We start from the raw sequence: 18,009 nt of genomic DNA on the forward strand, positions 1-18,009 counted from the left end.
TGGAGCGACTGACTGGTAGCGCCCCTGAGCGATTTCTTATAAGGAAGCGATGTTCTCGGCACGCAATGGAACTGCGCCTCATGGCAACGCCGAGGCCTATCCAGAGTACGAACTGAAGAAGTGTTGTGTTAGCCAAATTTGGCATGAGCTAAAGATGCGAAACAACCCGAAATGCCACCCCGCCCCGACAAAAGGTCACGATCGCGGCCCCTTCCATGAGTACCAAGGCGACAGCTTTCGCATCAGAGATTTCACAGGGTGTTATTCAGTCGGCGATACGCCCGCTTGACGCCAGCAAGAAAGCTGGCGACTCCACCGGCAAGCGCATCATTCAGGCCGAGGCGAACTTCAATAGAAGACAACTCGCAGCCTCGACCCGAAAAAGCAAGTATCAATAACCGCTCGAAAAATTGCTTTGCACACCTTTTTTCACGCGACTTAATGTTTCAGAAGGCAGTTCGTTGAATATTTTTTTATACTCGGAACTGAACCGGCTAAGATGCCAGAACCCCCAACTGGCAACGACGTCCTTTACTTGTACCGTGCAGTCACTGGCATTCACCAAGTCATGCCGTGCACCGTTCAGCCTGAGCAATCTTAGATAACTCACAGGATTGATATTCAGTAAGTCCTGAAAGCTGTATTGCAGGACTCGCCGAGAAATACGAAGTTCGCGACAAACATCGATAATCTGCGTGGGCTCGGAAATGTTATCCAGTAAAAACTCACGCGCTCGGCGCACGATCTGTACATGATTGAACTCTCGATGAACAATCGCCGGAACTTTGAAGTTTTGCAAAATCAACGGCGCCAGAGTCTCCATCGCCTTTTGCATCAAAGCCGAGCGCACTTCAGGATGACTGAGCACCTCGGGATCCTCATGACAAACGTCAAGCATCCCAATGAACACCTCGATCATGCTCGCGATACTCGCCGTGTCGTTAACCAAAAACATTCCACGTTTCAGCCAATCGTGCACGGCTACGTGCTCGACCGTCTCCATGTATTCGGCAACGATTTTACGAGATATGGCCACAATCAGCAGTTTGGTAGGAGGCACCAGCGCATCGTAATCATTCTCGCCGCGAAACATAACAAGTTCCCTGGCCATCCAGCTTCGACCGTTTACTCGCCCTTCGTGCGCCATGCTCCAAGGCAGCGCAAAAACAAAGGAGTCAGCCCATGCAATGCCAAACTGATGGCTAGTGACATTGCCAATCTCCGTATAGATCTGTAAGCCGGAGATCCATAATTCCTTGGTTTGACAATGGTACTGACCCGGAGAAAGCTGGACATATTCCAGATCCCAGCCATCGAACGCTACAGAATTGGTGAAAGGATCCGAATGATCACCTGTGTGAACATAATAATCATTGGTACGGCAAACATTCTCTGGTTTCATTTTTTTTATAACCTTCGGAAGCTACTACTTTTGCCAAGGCACCGAAAAATCCGGACGCACACAATGACAAGCAAAATACGTTCCAGGGATCCCAATAGAATTAAAAAAACCACCCGCATTTTCAAAATGACGGGCGGCTATCTCCAAAGAAAAAAAATCATAATCACGTTATAAAAACGGTTCGATCATCGCACCGAGGCATTTACCAGACACTCAGACTCTGCCTAGCCCTCAACACCTAAGCCTTTTTCAGACTCAGTATTTAAAAGAAACTGTAACCAAAATTCGCGTCTTCATTGTGGTGTAACCAAAATCCACCCCACTGAACTCAAGAAACCGCGCAAAAAAGCCAGGAACAGAACTGAAGACATGACAGGGAAGCGGATAACAGGGATCGACCAGACGACTGTTAAGCGTGCGGGCCGATCCCGATCCGCGCCAAAAGGAGCATTTTTCTATGGAAATGCCCTATTCATGGGCATGATTGCAACCCACCCCGCAGACATGTCCTTTCGTCGATCCGCGCTTCAGTGGCCGCGAACGCTCAGCAGATAACTCATCCACATCAAGGCGAGGTATCACGCCAGCGTCAAACACATCATTGCCGCCCATCACGGTGCGTAGAACCTGGGTTTTGGCTAATTGCTCGAGGCTACATGCCTGAATATTCTGATCGACTATAGCAATGTCAGCTTTATAGCCCGGCATCAGCGCACCAATACCTTGCCACTGCATCAGTCGAGCATTGTTTACCGTCCAGGCGTCGAATGCCTGCTGCCGATTGATGGTGTTACCAGGGCCGGAATGCTTGCGCCCCGAGCCGGAAAATTCGCGTGTTTCGGCAAGCGCCATGTGCTCGAAAGGACTGACTGGCCCCCAGTCAGAACCCAGCCCGACATTGGCACCGGAAGCCATCATCTTGCCTATCGGCACCAGATCTGGAAGCACATGCTCACCAATACGCTCTTGATAGAGATCGCCCTTGCCCCAGCAGAAGCTCAAGCTGCTGGTCAGGTGGAAGTTCAGTTCAGCATAGCGCTCGATGGTTTTCTCATCGGTAAGAATGTTGTGCTGCATGATCCATTCCCGTTCCTGCACGTTCCACTGGGAGAGGAACGGCTCAAGGGACTCCAGAAACTCCCTGTGATCCTGATAGCCGCCCTGCACCATGTTCAATCGAACATTATTGCGCAGGCAATATTCGATGGCGTTGCGCTCAATGCTTTGTGACACGAATGCGCGTCCATTCGTTGGTTTTCCGTAAGGGTCTTTGTAGGTTTGATCGATTCTAAGAAAACCGGACCAGGCACCTCCCCCCCTCGCCAGCGACATGCCGTTAACACGGTACAAGGGGTCAGTGGTTTGCGACAGCTTCATCGCCAATTCGAAGTTCTTGCGCACATTTTCTTCGGTCAGACCCAACCCCAGATCCCAGGACGTAGGAGCGACATCAAGTGCAGACATGACCCGCATGCTCAGCAGACCTTCATCACGTACGCGCTGGTAAGCAGCGATGTGGGAAGCGTCCATCACATGCGCCTCATAACAGGCGGTTACCCCCTGATTGGCCGCCCTGATTTGGCCTGCCAACGCACCGTGATACCAAATGTCCTGGGGCGGCAGTGGCATCTTCGATACCACACGTGTCATCCAGAATGCACTGTCATTGTAGTAATTGATCACGCTGCCCCGAAAAACACCGGTCAGCTCACCGGAATCGTCTTTTTCGATCCAGACATTGTCCACCACATCAGGCAAATCCCGTCCAAACCCCAGTACCTGCAATGCCTTGGAATTCATGACACTGATGTTTGGCACTTGCGGCGCGTAAGCCTGAATCCAGACCGGATGATCCGGTGCAGCGACGTCCAGCTCATATCGATTAGGCAGACGCCCTTCTGGCAAATCCCGCCAAGAGCGGCGGATAAAGTAATGGGGTTCACCCACAGGAGTGGTGACGATCCATCCGTTGGCAGGAGTGACTGCCGCCCGCTCTCGAATACGCGCTCGTATATCGTCATGGTTACGGGCATCGTAAAGATCGACACACATCCCATCGAAACTGGCCAAGTGAAGAAAATGCGGATGGTTGTCGATGATGCCAGGAATGACGCAGGCGCCATCGACATCAATTTTGTGAGCGCTGGGCCCAGCCAGACCACGCATGTCTGCCAACGCTCCGGTGGCGACCACGGAATCTCCCTCAAGGACTATGGCTTCATGAGTTTCCCGCCTTTGGTTCTGAGTTAAAACAGGGCCACCGAAAATCAGCGTGCGACGAGTTGAACTTTCCATTTTTGGTCCTCGATGAAGGTCTTTCTGGGCTTAATCAACCGGTCAGCCACCATAAGGCCATCCGGGAAGGTTGCAGCTCTTTCTCATGAGGGTACGAGCGCAGCAAAAGTGTCGTTATCCGGTTTTGGCATCGTGTGCCACAGCGTCTGGTGTGGCCATTGCGTAACTAACCAACGTTCACCAATGCGCGAATGGCTCGTTGCGCCTCATCCGCGCTGAGGGTCGCCATGAACTGATGTTGACAACTTCATCGCTGAAGATGGCGCACGCATCTCCATCCCCCTCATGGGAAGCTTCCGTGTTCACAGCGATGAGATTGTCGAATGGCGAGATTATTTCGATCTCAGTGACTTTACACGTCAGGCAGAGCGGGCAAATATACCGATCCAAGCAGTTCAATGGTGCTGCGGCTGGCCAAACGGTCTACCACATACACGTACAAATCATTCCTCGCTGGGATGGCGAGGAACCCGGCGAGCATGCGAAGCATAGGGCAGATCCTGTTGAGCTCGAAACGCTGCAAGCGCGTTTGGTCGAGCGCATTCATTCAAACCACTGACGCAAGGATGGAACTTGTAAGTACCCGCACCCGGAAAGGGCGCGGTTGACCGGAGTGGTCACTCAAGGTAGCTGCTCATCCAGGTAAGCACCAACGCAGACCCAAAGCTGCTGGGTGGCGTATTACGCTCTCCACCTCAAGCAGCCAGATCCGTTCAGCCCCTTAAAAGAACTCAACTTGAGGTGCGCCGAGGAATACCTCGGCACGTCCGCTGAGCTGCAGTAGGTCGCCTGAGTTAAAGTCGATGAACAGCAAACCGGCACGCGGATTGAGCAGCAGGTTGCCCAAGGTATTGAAAAACCGGTTACCGGCAAAGTCTGGAATCGTCAGGCGACTGCCATCAATGCGCACGAAACCGGTCTCGCCACCCCGGCGAGAAACATCCACCGGGCGTCAGCCATCGACACCCACGTAGCTGGCGACAAAGAAGGTATCCGCCTCGGTGATTATCGCTCTGGCCGCATCATCCAATCCATCGAGATGCTGGACGATACGCATCGAAGGATCCGCCAACGGCACCGAATGAAATTGCCGTAATTGAATGTATTTTGGGCAGTTGCCGAAAGACTGCCCCACCGATACGCCGAAGCCGCTCGCCGTCATGACCCCAACCCGGCCATTGATTCGGTTGCGCCGCCGGGTGTGCAGCTCGATACCCAACAGGCCGATGGCTGCCCCGGGATGCAACTGAGCAGGATCATCGGCAGCCGGCAGACAATCCAACAGCAACAGCGAAGGTGCGGGAGAATGAGCGAAGCCCACGGCCTTTCAAGAATACTGGCCCACGGGTTGCCATCGGCATCCACTGCACCGTACAACATGAAGGGGAGCTGCTGATAGAACTGGCGATGCTGGTCCGGCATTTCGCTGCGTATCGCCCTGCGGCCGTACGCTTCCATCTGCTCGATAACCCCTAGATGGCCTTGCAATTGTTTCTCGCCGGCATGCCAAGGTGAGTGCTCCATAATGCATCTCCATGCACCTGCGCGCACAATGTGAACGGCCCAACAGGGTTGGACCGTGAGCATCAAGCGGTAGTCTGCAAACCAGCGATAGTGCGTGGCATGCCGACAAATCCTGGCAAGGCTTCCACTCGCGCCAACCAGGCCCGAACGTTGGCGTAATCATCCAAGGACACGTTGCCTTCGGGCGCATGAGAGGTGTAGGTGTAAATGGCAACATCGGCGATGGTGGGTTCGGTGCCGGCGAGATAAGCAGTCTCGGCCAACTCCTGATCAAGCACCTTGAGCAATGCATGAGAGCGGCCAATCACCTCTTCCGCGTTAAAAGGTGCGCCAAACAAAGTGATCAACCTGGCTATGCCAGGGCCAGAGGCCAGTTGACCGGCCGCAACCGACAACCAGCGCTGAACCTTGGCGGCCCCGACTGGGTCGGTGGGCAGCCAGCGGCCGTTACCGTATTTTTTTGCCAAGTACACCAGAATGGCATTCGAATCCGCCAGGATCACACCCTGATCGTCCAGCACTGGAATCTGGCCAAAGGCGTTGAGGGCCAGAAAGTCCGGCTGCTTATGCGCACCATTGACCAGATCGACAAAGATAAGCTCAGTCGGCAGTTTCAGCAGCGATAGCATCAACTCCACGCGATGTGCGTGGCCAGAACGGGGGAAATTATAGAGTTTGATCGTATGCATAGTGACTCCACTGGATGATCGCGCCGCTCCATAGTGAGCAACGCCGAGCGGAAGCCATTTTCCATCTACCACCAAAACAACAGAATAGCCAAAAAAAGCAAACCACTATTTCACTGCGCGTAAAAGTTTATCGGGCATCAGAACAGGGTTTTCGCGTAGCGCCTTCATGACAAAATCCACAAAGCTACGAACCCGCGCGGGGACCTTGCCACCGGCCCGGTAAATGACATGGACGGGCAAGGGAGCAACTTCGAAATCTGCCAGTACAATCTCCAGCTCACCGGCGGCAACCTTACTCGCCACCTGGTAACACAGAGCACGAGTCAGTCCCAACCCCAAGCAAGCAGCTGTGATAGCGCCTGATTGCCGTGACTACCAGACAGGGTTCTGGACGAATACTGAACGACTCTCCGCCCTCCAGAAAGGACCAACTTCTTTGCTGACCTATGGCAGAAGTGGCGACAATGGGTAGCCCGATGAGATCGGTTGGATGCAGAGGCCTGCCGTGGACAGCCAGGAAGGCTGGAGACCGGAAAATCACCAGCCGCACTTCGCCAACTCGAATTCCATGCCGGCTGCTGTCAGGTAACTCACCGATGCGCACGGCCACATCAATGTCTTCCTCCAGCATGCTCACGACCCGGTCAACCAACACAGTGTTGATGCTGACTTCCGGGAAGTGATTAAGGTAATCCACCATGATCGGCGTGACGAACAACTGACCGAACAGCACCGGAGCTGTGATCGTCAATTGCCCCCCGCAGTTGGGTATGACTTTCGGCCGCCGATTCTTCGGCGTCCTGTACGTCGGCGAGAATTCTCCGGCAGTCTTCCAGATAACGCTGACCGGCCTCATTCAAATTAACGGTACGGGTAGTACGCGTCAGCAACTGAGTACCGATACGCGCCTCCAGTGCCGCCACTGCCCGGCTGACACTGGCTGCCGACATCCCCAAACGCCGCGCTGCCGCAGAGAAGCCTTGCGCCTGGGAAACAGTGACGAATATTTGCATTTCCTTAAATCGGTCCACGAATCAACTCCTACTGGACGGGTATATCCCGCATGTAGCAATCAGGCGCGGTGATCTCACTGTTCCAGAAATTCGAATTATTGCGAGATGAGCTATCGGCTTAGACATCCATCGACGCTGTATGAGCTACCAATCAGCGTCGGGGTCACAGTCGAAACTGGGCAACCCTTTGATTAAAGGAAACAGCCAATCTGGAAAGCTCCTGACTCGACACATTGCTCCGTTCAGCACCAGCAGTAGATTCAGCGGATGCATTTTGGATATTGATCAGATTGCGATCCACCTCCCGAGCGACCTGAGTTTGCTCCTCGGAAGCAGTTGCAATCAAAATGTTGCGGTCGTTGATTTCTCGCACACTATCCGCGATGTTCTCAAGCATATGCCCAGCCCCCTGAACCAGATCCTGGGTGTTAGCGGCCAACCCCTGACTCTTGGCCATTGCAAGCACGGACTGATCAGCGCTGGTACGCACAGCATCGATCATACTTTCGATTTCTCCTGTGGATACTTGGGTGCGGTGTGCGAGAGCTCGAACCTCGTCGGCAACCACGGCAAAACCTCGACCCTGTTCACCAGCCCGAGCGGCCTCAATGGCGGCATTCAAAGCCAAGAGATTCGTCTGCTCGGCAATAGAGCGAATGACATCCAGAACCTTACCGATGTCACGGGTATTCTTCGCAAGCGTCTCGACCTGAACAGCCGATGCATCTAATTCCTCCGTCATGCTGTTGATCGCAATGATCGCACTCTGGGCTTGAGCACGCCCTTTCTGCGCCTCCTCGCTAGCGACCTGAGACGCACGGGAGGTAGAGACCGCATTACTGGCAACCTCCTCGACTGCAGCGGTCATCTGGGTAACAGCCGTAGCAACCAAGTTGATTTCATCACTTTGCCGGGCAAGGCCGCGACGACTCTCATCGGTTACCGCACTCAGTTCCTCTGCGGCAGAAGCGAGGTGGCCGGAGGCACCCGCAATGTGCTGAATAGTTCCTTTGAGACTGCTCTGCATGGCAGCCAAGGCGCCCAATAATTGGCCCGCCTCATCGCGACGAGTGGCTAGGATTGTTTCCGTCAGATCCCCATTGGCGATCCGCTTTGCACTAGAGACGGCAAGAGCAATTGGACGAGAAATGATGCGAGTGATAAACATGCCTAGGGCAAGAGCCGCAAAAAAAGCAATGACGATCCCGGAGTAAAGCAAGAAACTAGCGGTTGCTGCATCCTCTTGCGCGGCGATGGAACCTTCACCAATTTGCCTATGAATGGAACCGGTCATAGTACCGAAACCAGCCAAAATTCGCTCATAGCCAGGCAAGGCCTCATTGAGCATAATTGCTCGCGTAGCTTCGAGATCACCACGCTCAATCTGAAGCAGCACGCGATCCACACTACCCTGATATGCAGCCCACTCCTTCTCCCCCTGCTCAATTGCCTTACGCTCGTCCTCTGCAACGGCGGTCTTTTGGTATACGGCAAATGCCTGTTCAGCTTCAGTTCGAGTATGCTTCAACCGATCTAGAATGAAATTCTTGTCAGCAGCGGGAGCATTAGTTGCCAACAACAGCAACATAAGATAAAGGTCACGATTCTGACTAATCGTGGCGGAGCGAGACTCAGCAATCTTCACCACGGAAACCATACTATGGGAAAAAACGTGCTCAAGACTTGCCGACAACCGAGTTATTCCACGATTGCCAAGCAACCCGACCATAAGAGTTATCAGGGCACACAGAAAAAATGCGACCAATAACTTGGTTGCAAGCTTGGCATTGAGAAACCATGACATGGGCTATTTCCTTATTCAGGTAACACGCAAATGAGCAATAACAAAAACAGCGACACTCAAAGCGCGAAAAAAAATTCGAAATCTCATAAAATCAGAGCAGCGCAAAACACACAAATGCAATATTCAAGCCCTAGCAAGCCAAAACTTCAGGGCAAAGTTATATCTTGCCAAAATATCGAGCGAGTGCCGAGCACAGACTTTAAGCGCTTCGAATGAGGAAGCCAGATTAAATGACGACAGACAAGACTTTTTTCGACCAGGAGCAACGCTCTTTTTATACCCTACTCATTATTATTTTTCCTCGTAAAAGCTCACAAATCGACTTGAATTAATCTGCCTCGCACGCCACCCTCAAACTCAATCATCAAAGTGATCCTAAAACACAAACAGACAACCGCGATATCCATTTTCAGCACATCTCCAAAAACTCACTTCCGAGACGCACCAATTCAGAGCAACGCCTGCCATGAAGACGCATAATGGTGCCTTCCGAGTACAAAGCAGGTCTTTGCCCCTTCCACCCAGCTCTCAAGCACCCTCTTCGGGCTTCGCCATGTCATCAAGGACAGCGGCATCCAGCACCACCTCCCGATTTAGCCTGAACCTCCGAAACTTGACGCCCCCTCTACCCTCTTTTGCCAGACTGGCCTATCGACCCCGATCGAACCTCCCACCCGTCAACCTATCCATTTTCGGCACAATTTCAGAGAGGTATCAGGGAGAGGAATAGAACTTGCTCTTTCAATCAGCGATCATCCAATGGTGCCGTAAAATGAACAACAACACCCTGGCCCAGCCGGCGAAAGCACAACTACCTTACCTGAGCCGCATACAGACCCACGATCCTGACGAGCACGCTCATCGCTTGAGTGGCTGGCGCCTTAGCTACGATCAGTTAAGCCATGGTCGCTTCGAAGGTGAACTCGACGAGTTTCGTTCGGACAAGATTCAGATGGTCCGCGACCGCTCTAATCAGGCCATGAAGAAGAAAGGCGCGGCGGCAGAAGGTACGATTGCCTTCTGCGTTCCCCTGAAGAGACACGATAATGTGTACTGCTCAGGACATCAGATCAGCGAGCCCTATGTAATGGTGGCGCATAGCGACAACATGCCCGAGCTCAAGGTCCCCGAAATTGTCGACATCCTTCTGGTCGCGATCGATCAGGGCTCGCTACAACACACACTTGAGTGCCAGGGTAGCAATTTCCGAATTACCGATTTTCCCAAGTGTTACCCAACTGGCGGTACGCCGGCTTGGCATGAGCTGAAATGGTTGATCACTGAACTGGCAGGCGCCTCACCAGGCGGCGATGAACTTCAGCAGAAAACCATTCGCAGCGACATCAGCGACACAGTCATCATGCACCTGATCGACCTGATCACCAGCGATGAGACACTCTCACTCAAGCCGACAGCGCGCAAGCATACAGTCGATCGAGCCTGCGAATACGCCATGAGCCACCTGAACGAACCCTTCTCGATCCTTGATCTGTGCAACAGCATCGGTGCAAGCCGACGAAAGCTACAGTATTGCTTCCAGAACGCCCTAGGCATCAATGCCGTCGCTTATCTTCGAGCTTTACGCCTCAATTCAGTGCGGCGCGAACTTCGAGAAAGCAACACGACACAGGCAATACAAGCGGTAGCAGAGCGCTGGGGCTTCTGGCATATGGGTCGCTTCTCCGCCGATTATCACTCCATGTTCGGCGAACGACCATCGAAAACCTTGGGCCGTTAATCTGTGCTGAAATCGGATATATAAAAAAACAGACGCACCACATCATGTCTCTTCTTCGTCAATTCGAATGAGGATTCTCCCTTGAACAACAAAAACAATAGCTGCGGAAAACACGTCATGGCACTCACACTCAGCCTGCTGGGTGCCTGGACGTCAGCAGAGGCCACCGAGAACGGTGTCCCAACCACGACCTTCGGTGTTTATGATTTTGGGGCAGGCATGGCCCCGCCGCCTACTGAGAACGGAACGCTAAGCCTACGCACCGGCTTCTATTCCTCTAGGATCGTGAAGGACAACCAAGGCAATCACTCCGACAATGATGTCGACCTTGATCTGTTGAGCATCGCAGCTTCCTACATACGGATGACAGAACATACCCTGTTTGGTGCCAATTACGGCTTTGGTATAGTTTTACCCTTCTTCAAAATAGATGCCGAACTCAAGGTTCAAACGCCTGCCGGGCCCATGAAACTTGAAGCCGATCCGTTTCGCATGGCGGATGCGTTTTTCATTCCAGTGATACTTCAATGGAATGTATCACCCAACTTTTTCGTCAATAGCTATTTTGGTGTCACTGCACCCACGGGTGATTACGACAAGAAACGTCTGGCGTCGCCGGGCACTAACCACTGGGTCTATTCACCTGGTCTGAGCGCTACCTATATCACCGACAGTGGCTTCGAGGTTTCATCGAATTTTCAGGTGGACTTCAGCAGCCGAAACCAAGCCACTGATTATAAAAATGGCGTCGAATATCGCCACGAATTTGCGGTCGGACAACACATGGGCCCCTGGACGGTCGGTCTGGGAGGATTCTACTACCGTCAAATTAGTGACGATAACGCTCCGAATCTGACAAGCGGAAACCGCGCAGCAGTCTCGGCCTTAGGCCCTGCGGTGGCCTTCTTTAAACCTGGGCTACCCCCTGTCTCAGCGCACATTTATAAAGAGTTCGATGCACGAAACCGTTCGGAAGGCTATACCTTCGCCGTGCGCGTCTCGCAAAGCTTCTAACACTAAAAGGTCGCCCTTATCTTCAAGCTCCAACGGCAAACGGTAAACGCTTGACCGCAACAGCAGCGCGTTATCGTGTCACTTGAAACGAATCGACAATCAGTGGCGACTGCACTTGGATGTAATTAGCCGCGACAGCATAAATGGTTAATACAGCGAGTAATTCGCTCATACGCATAAGCAATCTTTTTGATAGAGAGTACGCCCCGAATGAAAAACACATCAGCCGGCAACACTAATACACCTCTTTCATCCAACGAACCTTGGGCCTGGAGCGCCGTAGACCTGGCCAAAGCAATCAGAACACGGAAAATCTCTTCCCGTGAGGCAGTGCAAAGCTGCTTGGCTCGTATTGATGCGATCAACCCGCAGATAAACGCTTTTACTGAAGTCAACCACGAGGATGCGCTGGCTTCGGCAGATGCCGCCGACCGCACCCTGGCCGCAGGAGAACCACTCGGCCCACTGCACGGCGTTCCCTTGTCAACCAAGGTCAACATCGATCAGCGTGGCCGCGCAACAACCAACGGGGTGACCTTGTTCGCCAACAATATAGCCAGTGAAGACTCCCCGTCGGTGGCTCGTGTGCGCCAGGCCGGTGCGATACTGACCGCCCGCAGTAATGTGCCAGCATTCTCGATGCGATGGTTCTCCAGTAACCTGCTGCATGGTGTCACCCTCAACCCTTGGAACAAGGACTACACACCTGGCGGTTCGAGCGGCGGTGCCGCCGCGGCGGTGGCAACCGGCATGATGCCACTGGCCATTGGCAATGATATTGGTGGCTCGATTCGTCATCCTTCACATTGTTGCGGTGTGACGGGTATTCGCCCAACCGTAGGACGCATACCTCGCCGATTCGGCCCAACTAACATGGATCAGCCGCTCTGCGTACAAGCCATGGCCACGGATGGGCCAATCGCTCGCAGTGTTGGCGATCTGCGCCTGGCACTCTCCGTCATGAGCGGTTTCGATCCCCGCGACCCTCTATCCTTACCGCTGCCTTATACCCTCGAGTCAGCCGTACGGCCTATCCGTGTTGGCGTGTTGCGCAATACAGGTACACGCCCTACGGCGGCAGTCGAAGCAGCGCTCAAGGACGCTGAACGCTATCTAGCCGATGCAGGTTACAGAGTAGAACCGGTCGAGCTGCCCATTCTGGAAGAAGCGTACCGCCTCTGGTATCTGCTGGCCTTGCGGGAGTTGCAAGAAATCACCCCGCTGGTCGAACAATCAGGCGACCAAGGGGCTCTGCAGTCCATGCAATACACCTGCGAGATCGCTAAAGACTGGTGGGGTGCCGAGCCGAGCCTGACTGATTTCATGCACGGTTACGCGCGCCGCGGCACCCTGATTGCGCAGTTGCAAGCGTTTTTAGAGACCTATCCAATTCTGCTGTTGCCGGTCAGTGCAGAGCAGGCGTTCCCACAGGACCTCGACATCGCAAATATTAACGGCATGCGCCGGGCAATCGAGGCCAACTGGTCGATGATGGCGATTGCGAACTTGGGATTTCCGGCGATGTCGGTACCGGTCGGCGTTGCAGGAGGTCTGCCCTGCGGTGTGCAACTGCTAGGTCGGCGCTTCCGTGATGAAGATCTGCTGGATGCTGCCGAAGTCATCGAAGCTCGCGCGGGCTATTTAACCCCCATCAACCCTCGCTAAATATATAGGAGCTCAGATACATCAGCTATTGACTGGCGCATCTGAGCGACTATTCGTGCGGAACCTAATGAGCAAGGAATACAAACGATTGTCGAGCACTGGGGTTTCTGGCGCATAGGGCGTTTGTCTGTCGATTACCGCTCCATGCTCGGCGAACGCCCATCGCACTTGGCATACTGAATTTGTGCTGAAATCGGATATAAGAAAAAAAATACGCATCACATTATGTCCTCTCTTCACCATCCCGGAATGAGGACATCACCCTGAATAAAAAAAATTATAACTGCGTAAGACACGCCATGACACTCACACTCAGCCTTTTGTGTGTCTGGACATCAGCAGAGGCCGTTGAGAACGGCGTGGTGAGCACGACCTTCGGCGTCAATGATTTCGGTGCCGGTCTCACCCCCCCACCCACTGCAAACGGAACGTTAAGCATACGCACTGGCTTCTATTCCTCCAGGATCGTGAAGGACAATCAAGGCAATCGCGTCGATAATGATGTCGACCTTGATCTGCTGAGCATCGTACCTTTCTACATACGGATGACGGAAAATACCCTGCTAGGCGCCAATTACGGCTTCGGCATAATTGTACCCTTTTTCAAAATGGATGCTGAGCTCAAGGTTCAGACGCCTGCCGGCCCCATGAAACTTGAAGCCGATCCGTTTCGCATGTCGGATGCGGTTTTCGTTCCATTGATACTTCAATGGAATGTGTCGCCCAACTTGTTCGTGAATAGCTATTTTTCTGTCACTGCACCCACTGGTGATTATGACAAGAAACGTCTGGTGTCACCGGGCATTAACCACTGGACCTATTCACCAGGGCTGAGCGCCACCTACATTACAGATAGTGGCTTTGAAGTCTCATCGAATTTTCAGGTGGATGTCAGCAGCCGAAATAAAGCCACTGATTACAAAAACGGCGTCGAATATCGCCACGAATTTGCGGTCGGACAGCATATTGGCCCCTGGACGGTCGGCTTGGGAGGTTTCTATTACCGTCAAATTAGCGACGATGACGCTCCCCATCTAACCACCGGAAACCGCGCAGCAGTCTCGGCACTAGGTCCAGCGGTGGCCTTCTTTAAACCTGGACTACCCCCCATCTCAGCGCACCTTTATAAAGAGTTCGATGCACGAAATCGCGCCGAAGGCTATACCTTCGCCGTGCGCGTCTCGCAAAGTTTCTAAGTAAAGACAACAACTACATAGCTTCAGAAAATGCCGAAATTTTAAGAAACCAATTTTCTAGCGATTTTTTTACTTGGGCAGGCCATCGGGCCACTTACGAATATAGATCAAAAGAGAGAACACCATGAACCTTAAAGAGCAGATCCAGAACGCCGAACATGAATTAGCCACTGCAGTAGCTAGTCAGAACAGCCAGAACGTAGCCGCACTGTACACGAGGGACGCGTGCTTTCTTCCTGATGGCGCACCCACTCTTATAGGCCAATCTGCCATTGCTGAATTCTTCGAAGGGCTTTTTGCCAAAGGCATCATAGGTGGCGCCTTCACAACCTTGGATGTCGACGGCGATGAGCATGCGGCAACAGAAATAGGTGCTTTCGAATTATTTGCGCAAACACCCCAAGGTCAACGCGTCACGGCTGTAGCGGGACGTTATCTGGTCACCTGGAAACGTCTCAATGGTGTCTGGCGACTACACCGAGATGTAGTGAGTCGCGACCATCTGCCAGACGACATTCAGGCATGACGCATTCGATCACACAAAAGGTAGAATCGATGACTAACGATACTCAGCACATCTCAAACGCCCTTTGGTCGTGGAGCGCAGTAGATCTGGCCAAGGGGATCAGAACTCGACAACTATCGTCCCGTGAGGTTGTTGAGAGTTGTCTTGAGCGTATCGACGCGATAAACCCCATCATCAACGCCTTCACCGAGGTCAATCACGAACAAGCTTTAGCCGCGGCAGATGAGGCCGATCGCGCCGTTGCCTCCGGAGATGTGCTTGGGCCGCTGCATGGCGTTCCGCTTTCGACCAAAGTCAACATTGATCAGCGTGGCCACGCTACTACCAACGGGGTCACTCTATTTGCTGGCAACATCGCCACCGAGGACTCCCCATCAATTGCCAAGGTGCGTCAAGCCGGCGCCGTACTCACCGCACGAAGCAATGTACCCGCCTTCTCGCTACGCTGGTTCTCCAATAACAACTTGCATGGAGACACCCTCAATCCTTGGAACAAAGGCCATACGCCTGGCGGTTCAAGTGGCGGTGCTGCTGCAGCCGTTGCAGCCGGCATGATGCCAATTGCAATCGGTAACGACCTTGGCGGCTCAATCCGGCACCCCGCCTATTGCTGTGGTGTGACAGGAATCAGACCGACGGTTGGACGCGTTCCTCGTTGGTTTGGCCCTAAAAACCTCGATCAGCCCTTTTGTGTGCAAGTCATGGCGACCGACGGACCTATTGCACGTAGCGTCGCAGATTTGCGGCTCGCACTTTCGGCTATGAGTGGTTTTGATCCAAAGGATTTGTTATCGCTTCCTTTGTCTTACAACACACAAAACTCGCAGAACTTGAAGCGTGTTGGGTTACTGCGTAAATCCGCTGAAGTAACAATCACACCGGAGGTCTCGGCGGCGCTAGACCGAGCAGCAGATTATCTCTCTGACGCGGGCTATATCGTCGAAGAAATCGAACTGCCCTTCCTGGAGGAAGCCTACCGCCTTTGGTATCTGCTTGCGTTAGAGGAGTTTCGTGAAATGCTTCCACTCATGGAGCAAGCGGGAGACCAAGGCGCGTTAACAGCGATAAAGTACTTCTTTGAAGTGGCAAGTGATTGGTGGGGCACTCAGCCCACATTGAGCGACTACATGCACGGCTACGCAAGACGTGGAAGCCTGATAGCTCAACTGCAAACATTGCTGGAAACCTATCCAGTCGTATTGCTTCCCGTCTCTGCCGAACAGGCATTCACGCAGAACGTCGACATCGAAAGTGTCGAGAGCATGCGTCGAGTAATGAAAGCCAACTGGTCGATGATGGGGATCGCCAATCTGGGCTTTCCAGCCATGTCTGTCCCTGTCGGCATTGAGAACGGACTACCCTGCGGTGTGCAATTGCTTGGTCGACGCTATCGCGAGTGTGACCTGTTTGACGCTGCGCAGATCATTGAGGCAAGTGCAGGTCGACTAACGCCGATCGACCCTCGTTGAGTAGGTAACATTAAATACCCAGTCGGGCACGTCAGCAAAAAACGATGTGCCTGACCATCCTTTCATCAGAGGAAACAAGCTAACTATTAATAGCCTACCAATCCATTGCGAAATACTAACCGCATGGAAGCGTACGTCACTAGAGCTACTAATATAACCTAGTCCCCTTTCCCCCTTACTATAAGAAAGTCGTCTCTTTGGATAGCTCAGTTTTCTTGTAAAACTTTCTCGCCCTATCAATAAAGCAAACCCACCACGCATCGCCCCGCCGCTGCTTCCCCTCGAAGCAGAATCACTTGCTCATCATGCTGGTCGCTTCCTGCGTGGCTTCAGTGGTTCGGGTAGCAAGTTTCCTGACTTCATCGGCCACCACCGCAAATCCGCGCCCAGCCTCGCCCGCTCGGGCTGCTTCAATAGCAGCGTTGAGTGCAAGCAAATTGGTTTGGCTGGCAATGCTCTGGATAGTGCCCACAATTTGCGTCAGCTGAGCAATGTTCTGCTCCAGCTTCTGCTGATGCTTGGCTTCGGTTTCGCGCAACTGTTCTTGTTCGTGCTGGAAATGGATGTCTACCAGCGCACCAACCGCTCGCAGTGGTGTGCCGCGCTCATCCCTACGGGTTTGGCCACGGGCGCGGAACCAGCGGAACTCACCGCTCTTGAGCTTGAGCCGATATTGAATGTCGAACGCGGTTCTGCCGGAGCGGTCATTCAAATGCTCAACTAATGCCGTCAGGCTGCGCTCCTTGTCCTCGGGGTGCAGGCGTGAAGTCCAGCTTTCGAGTACATCCGGAAACTCTTCGACTGTCTCAAAACCAAGCAGGCGGCGGAATTGCAGAGACCACCATATAGGGTTTCGTGGGTTAACCGGATCGCCAGCGATCACTTCCATGTCCCATAGACCATCGGTTAGCAACTCGCGGGAAAGCTCGAACCGGGTAAGGGTCACATCCAGCGCTCTTTCGCGTTCCCAGTCATCATGAATATCCCGTATCGATCCGGCGATCCGGATAGGCACGCCTTGCAGGTCGCGCAGCGTTTCGCCTTGTGAGAAGAACCAGCGGTACCCACCGCCCTTCAATGCCATCCGGATATTCACGCGATACGGTGTCTTCCCGGACTTATCATTCAAGTGTCGGCCAAACGCCTCAAACGCGGTTAGTCTGTCATCTGGGTGCATGCGATCAGACCAGCTGGATATGGCATTGGGAAATTCGCGCTCGTCGCTAAAACCCAGCAACTCACGCAATGTCTGTGACATCCAGCAGATGTTGTTCGGGCTCATTGGATCACCACCGACCACCTCCACGTCCCACAGACCTTCGTTGGACGCACGGTTGATAAGGTCAAAACGCTCCCTTTGGGCTTCAATCTTGTTCTCAGCCGCTGACAATAGCGCACGAGCTGCCTCAAGCTCAGCTTCCAATAAACTGACGTGTGTCATCAGTCCCTTTTCTCTACTGGCTGCGCTCTCCCATGCGCGCTTGAGTTCTTGATCCCTGGCGCTTGCGCGGAACTCGGGTTGGTCTTGCTTACCCTCTAAAGCCGCGATGAGCTGCAGGCGAGTTTTTCGATCACCGCGCAAACCTGGAAGACTGAACATTGTGGGCATGCTCTTCTTATTGGATGAGTTCTAAAGCACCTACAGGTGCTTGTGATACCGTCACAGCACATATT

The 18,009-nt window shown here is 53.1% G+C and carries 12 protein-coding genes and 6 pseudogenes; 9 read left to right on the plus strand and 9 right to left on the minus strand.

From position 1 onward, the window contains the following. Positions 1-215 precede the first annotated feature (215 nt). Positions 216-398 carry a hypothetical protein gene (locus N4Q37_RS06230; protein ID WP_260956081.1) on the plus strand — a complete coding sequence of 61 codons (183 nt, stop codon included), beginning with the start codon at positions 216-218 and terminating at the stop codon, positions 396-398. On the opposite strand, the gene N4Q37_RS06235 is transcribed toward N4Q37_RS06230, so the two are convergent. Both N4Q37_RS06235 and N4Q37_RS06240 read right to left on the minus strand, forming a co-directional pair. After that, positions 392-1,402: a helix-turn-helix domain-containing protein gene (locus N4Q37_RS06235; protein WP_260956084.1), complete on the minus strand. Its 1,011-nt coding sequence runs from the start codon at positions 1,400-1,402 to the stop codon at positions 392-394. The two genes, N4Q37_RS06230 and N4Q37_RS06235, sit on opposite strands and share 7 nt — an antisense overlap. 468 nt (positions 1,403-1,870) lie before the next feature. Beyond that, the gene (locus tag N4Q37_RS06240; protein ID WP_260956086.1) at positions 1,871-3,697 is read right to left on the minus strand and encodes an amidohydrolase; all 1,827 of its coding nucleotides are present in this window, start codon (positions 3,695-3,697) and stop codon (positions 1,871-1,873) included. A gap of 249 nt (positions 3,698-3,946) precedes the next feature. On the opposite strand from N4Q37_RS06240, the pseudogene N4Q37_RS27790 reads away from it, so the two are divergent. Together N4Q37_RS27790 and N4Q37_RS06245 are read left to right on the plus strand one after the other, a co-directional pair. After that, a pseudogene (locus tag N4Q37_RS27790) lies at positions 3,947-4,057 on the plus strand (limonene-1,2-epoxide hydrolase family protein); the annotation flags it as partial. Then, complete coding sequence (locus N4Q37_RS06245) at positions 4,008-4,256, plus strand: HIT family protein (protein WP_390897907.1); 249 nt, start codon at positions 4,008-4,010, stop codon at positions 4,254-4,256. The pseudogene N4Q37_RS27790 and the gene N4Q37_RS06245, both read left to right, overlap by 50 nt. Positions 4,257-4,334: 78 nt before the next feature. On the opposite strand, the pseudogene N4Q37_RS06250 reads toward N4Q37_RS06245, so the two are convergent. The 5 genes and pseudogenes from N4Q37_RS06250 to N4Q37_RS27800 all read right to left on the minus strand — a co-directional run. Further along, positions 4,335-5,221: pseudogene (locus N4Q37_RS06250) on the minus strand (pyridoxamine 5'-phosphate oxidase family protein); the annotation flags it as partial. 62 nt (positions 5,222-5,283) lie between these two features. Further along, positions 5,284-5,910, minus strand: a complete 627-nt coding sequence (locus N4Q37_RS06255; RefSeq protein ID WP_260956088.1) for a glutathione S-transferase family protein — start codon at positions 5,908-5,910, stop codon at positions 5,284-5,286. Positions 5,911-6,015: 105 nt separating this feature from the next. After that, positions 6,016-6,941: pseudogene (locus N4Q37_RS06260) on the minus strand (LysR substrate-binding domain-containing protein). 145 nt (positions 6,942-7,086) lie between these two features. Beyond that, on the minus strand, positions 7,087-7,950 hold the full coding sequence (locus tag N4Q37_RS27795; protein WP_390897908.1) for a methyl-accepting chemotaxis protein: 864 nt from the start codon (positions 7,948-7,950) through the stop codon (positions 7,087-7,089). Beyond that, a pseudogene (locus N4Q37_RS27800) lies at positions 7,945-8,727 on the minus strand (MCP four helix bundle domain-containing protein); the annotation flags it as partial. The pseudogene N4Q37_RS27800 and the gene N4Q37_RS27795, both read right to left, overlap by 6 nt. Positions 8,728-9,499: 772 nt before the next feature. On the opposite strand from N4Q37_RS27800, the gene N4Q37_RS06270 reads away from it, so the two are divergent. From N4Q37_RS06270 to N4Q37_RS06295, 6 genes are all read left to right on the plus strand, one after another. Continuing rightward, a complete protein-coding gene (locus N4Q37_RS06270) occupies positions 9,500-10,465 on the plus strand; it encodes a helix-turn-helix domain-containing protein (RefSeq protein WP_260956092.1) in 966 nt (321 codons plus the stop codon). 81 nt (positions 10,466-10,546) lie between these two features. Beyond that, positions 10,547-11,479, plus strand: a complete 933-nt coding sequence (locus tag N4Q37_RS06275; protein WP_390897900.1) for a SphA family protein — start codon at positions 10,547-10,549, stop codon at positions 11,477-11,479. Positions 11,480-11,689: 210 nt separating this feature from the next. Next, positions 11,690-13,144 (plus strand): amidase, encoded by a 1,455-nt coding sequence (locus N4Q37_RS06280; protein ID WP_260956093.1) that lies wholly within the window; start codon positions 11,690-11,692, stop codon positions 13,142-13,144. Between the two features lie 299 nt (positions 13,145-13,443). Continuing rightward, a complete protein-coding gene (locus N4Q37_RS06285; RefSeq protein ID WP_260956095.1) occupies positions 13,444-14,340 on the plus strand; it encodes a SphA family protein in 897 nt (298 codons plus the stop codon). Positions 14,341-14,464: 124 nt separating this feature from the next. Next, positions 14,465-14,866 (plus strand): YybH family protein, encoded by a 402-nt coding sequence (locus N4Q37_RS06290; protein ID WP_260956097.1) that lies wholly within the window; start codon positions 14,465-14,467, stop codon positions 14,864-14,866. A gap of 29 nt (positions 14,867-14,895) precedes the next feature. Then, complete coding sequence (locus N4Q37_RS06295) at positions 14,896-16,335, plus strand: amidase family protein (RefSeq protein ID WP_260956099.1); 1,440 nt, start codon at positions 14,896-14,898, stop codon at positions 16,333-16,335. A 303-nt stretch (positions 16,336-16,638) separates the two neighbouring features. Here the strand turns inward: N4Q37_RS06295 and N4Q37_RS27805 are convergent. Next, a pseudogene (locus tag N4Q37_RS27805) lies at positions 16,639-16,843 on the minus strand (methyl-accepting chemotaxis protein); the annotation flags it as partial. 78 nt (positions 16,844-16,921) lie between these two features. Next, positions 16,922-17,944, minus strand: a pseudogene (locus N4Q37_RS27680) (PAS domain-containing protein); the annotation flags it as partial. Positions 17,945-18,009 lie beyond the last annotated feature (65 nt).

It is taken from the genome of Pseudomonas citri, assembly GCF_025336485.1.
In the GTDB taxonomy this organism is placed as follows: Bacteria; Pseudomonadota; Gammaproteobacteria; order Pseudomonadales; family Pseudomonadaceae; genus Aquipseudomonas; species Aquipseudomonas citri.

Coding starts and splice junctions, on each gene's coding strand:
- N4Q37_RS06240 (WP_260956086.1), bottom strand. CDS start 3,697: ATGGAAAGTTCAACTCGTCGCACGCTGATTTTCGGTGGCCCTGTTTTA.
- N4Q37_RS06230 (WP_260956081.1), top strand. CDS start 216: ATGAGTACCAAGGCGACAGCTTTCGCATCAGAGATTTCACAGGGTGTT.
- N4Q37_RS06255 (WP_260956088.1), bottom strand. CDS start 5,910: ATGCATACGATCAAACTCTATAATTTCCCCCGTTCTGGCCACGCACAT.
- N4Q37_RS06280 (WP_260956093.1), top strand. CDS start 11,690: ATGAAAAACACATCAGCCGGCAACACTAATACACCTCTTTCATCCAAC.
- N4Q37_RS06285 (WP_260956095.1), top strand. CDS start 13,444: ATGACACTCACACTCAGCCTTTTGTGTGTCTGGACATCAGCAGAGGCC.
- N4Q37_RS06270 (WP_260956092.1), top strand. CDS start 9,500: ATGAACAACAACACCCTGGCCCAGCCGGCGAAAGCACAACTACCTTAC.
- N4Q37_RS27795 (WP_390897908.1), bottom strand. CDS start 7,950: ATGCAGAGCAGTCTCAAAGGAACTATTCAGCACATTGCGGGTGCCTCC.
- N4Q37_RS06245 (WP_390897907.1), top strand. CDS start 4,008: ATGAGATTGTCGAATGGCGAGATTATTTCGATCTCAGTGACTTTACAC.
- N4Q37_RS06290 (WP_260956097.1), top strand. CDS start 14,465: ATGAACCTTAAAGAGCAGATCCAGAACGCCGAACATGAATTAGCCACT.
- N4Q37_RS06235 (WP_260956084.1), bottom strand. CDS start 1,402: ATGAAACCAGAGAATGTTTGCCGTACCAATGATTATTATGTTCACACA.
- N4Q37_RS06295 (WP_260956099.1), top strand. CDS start 14,896: ATGACTAACGATACTCAGCACATCTCAAACGCCCTTTGGTCGTGGAGC.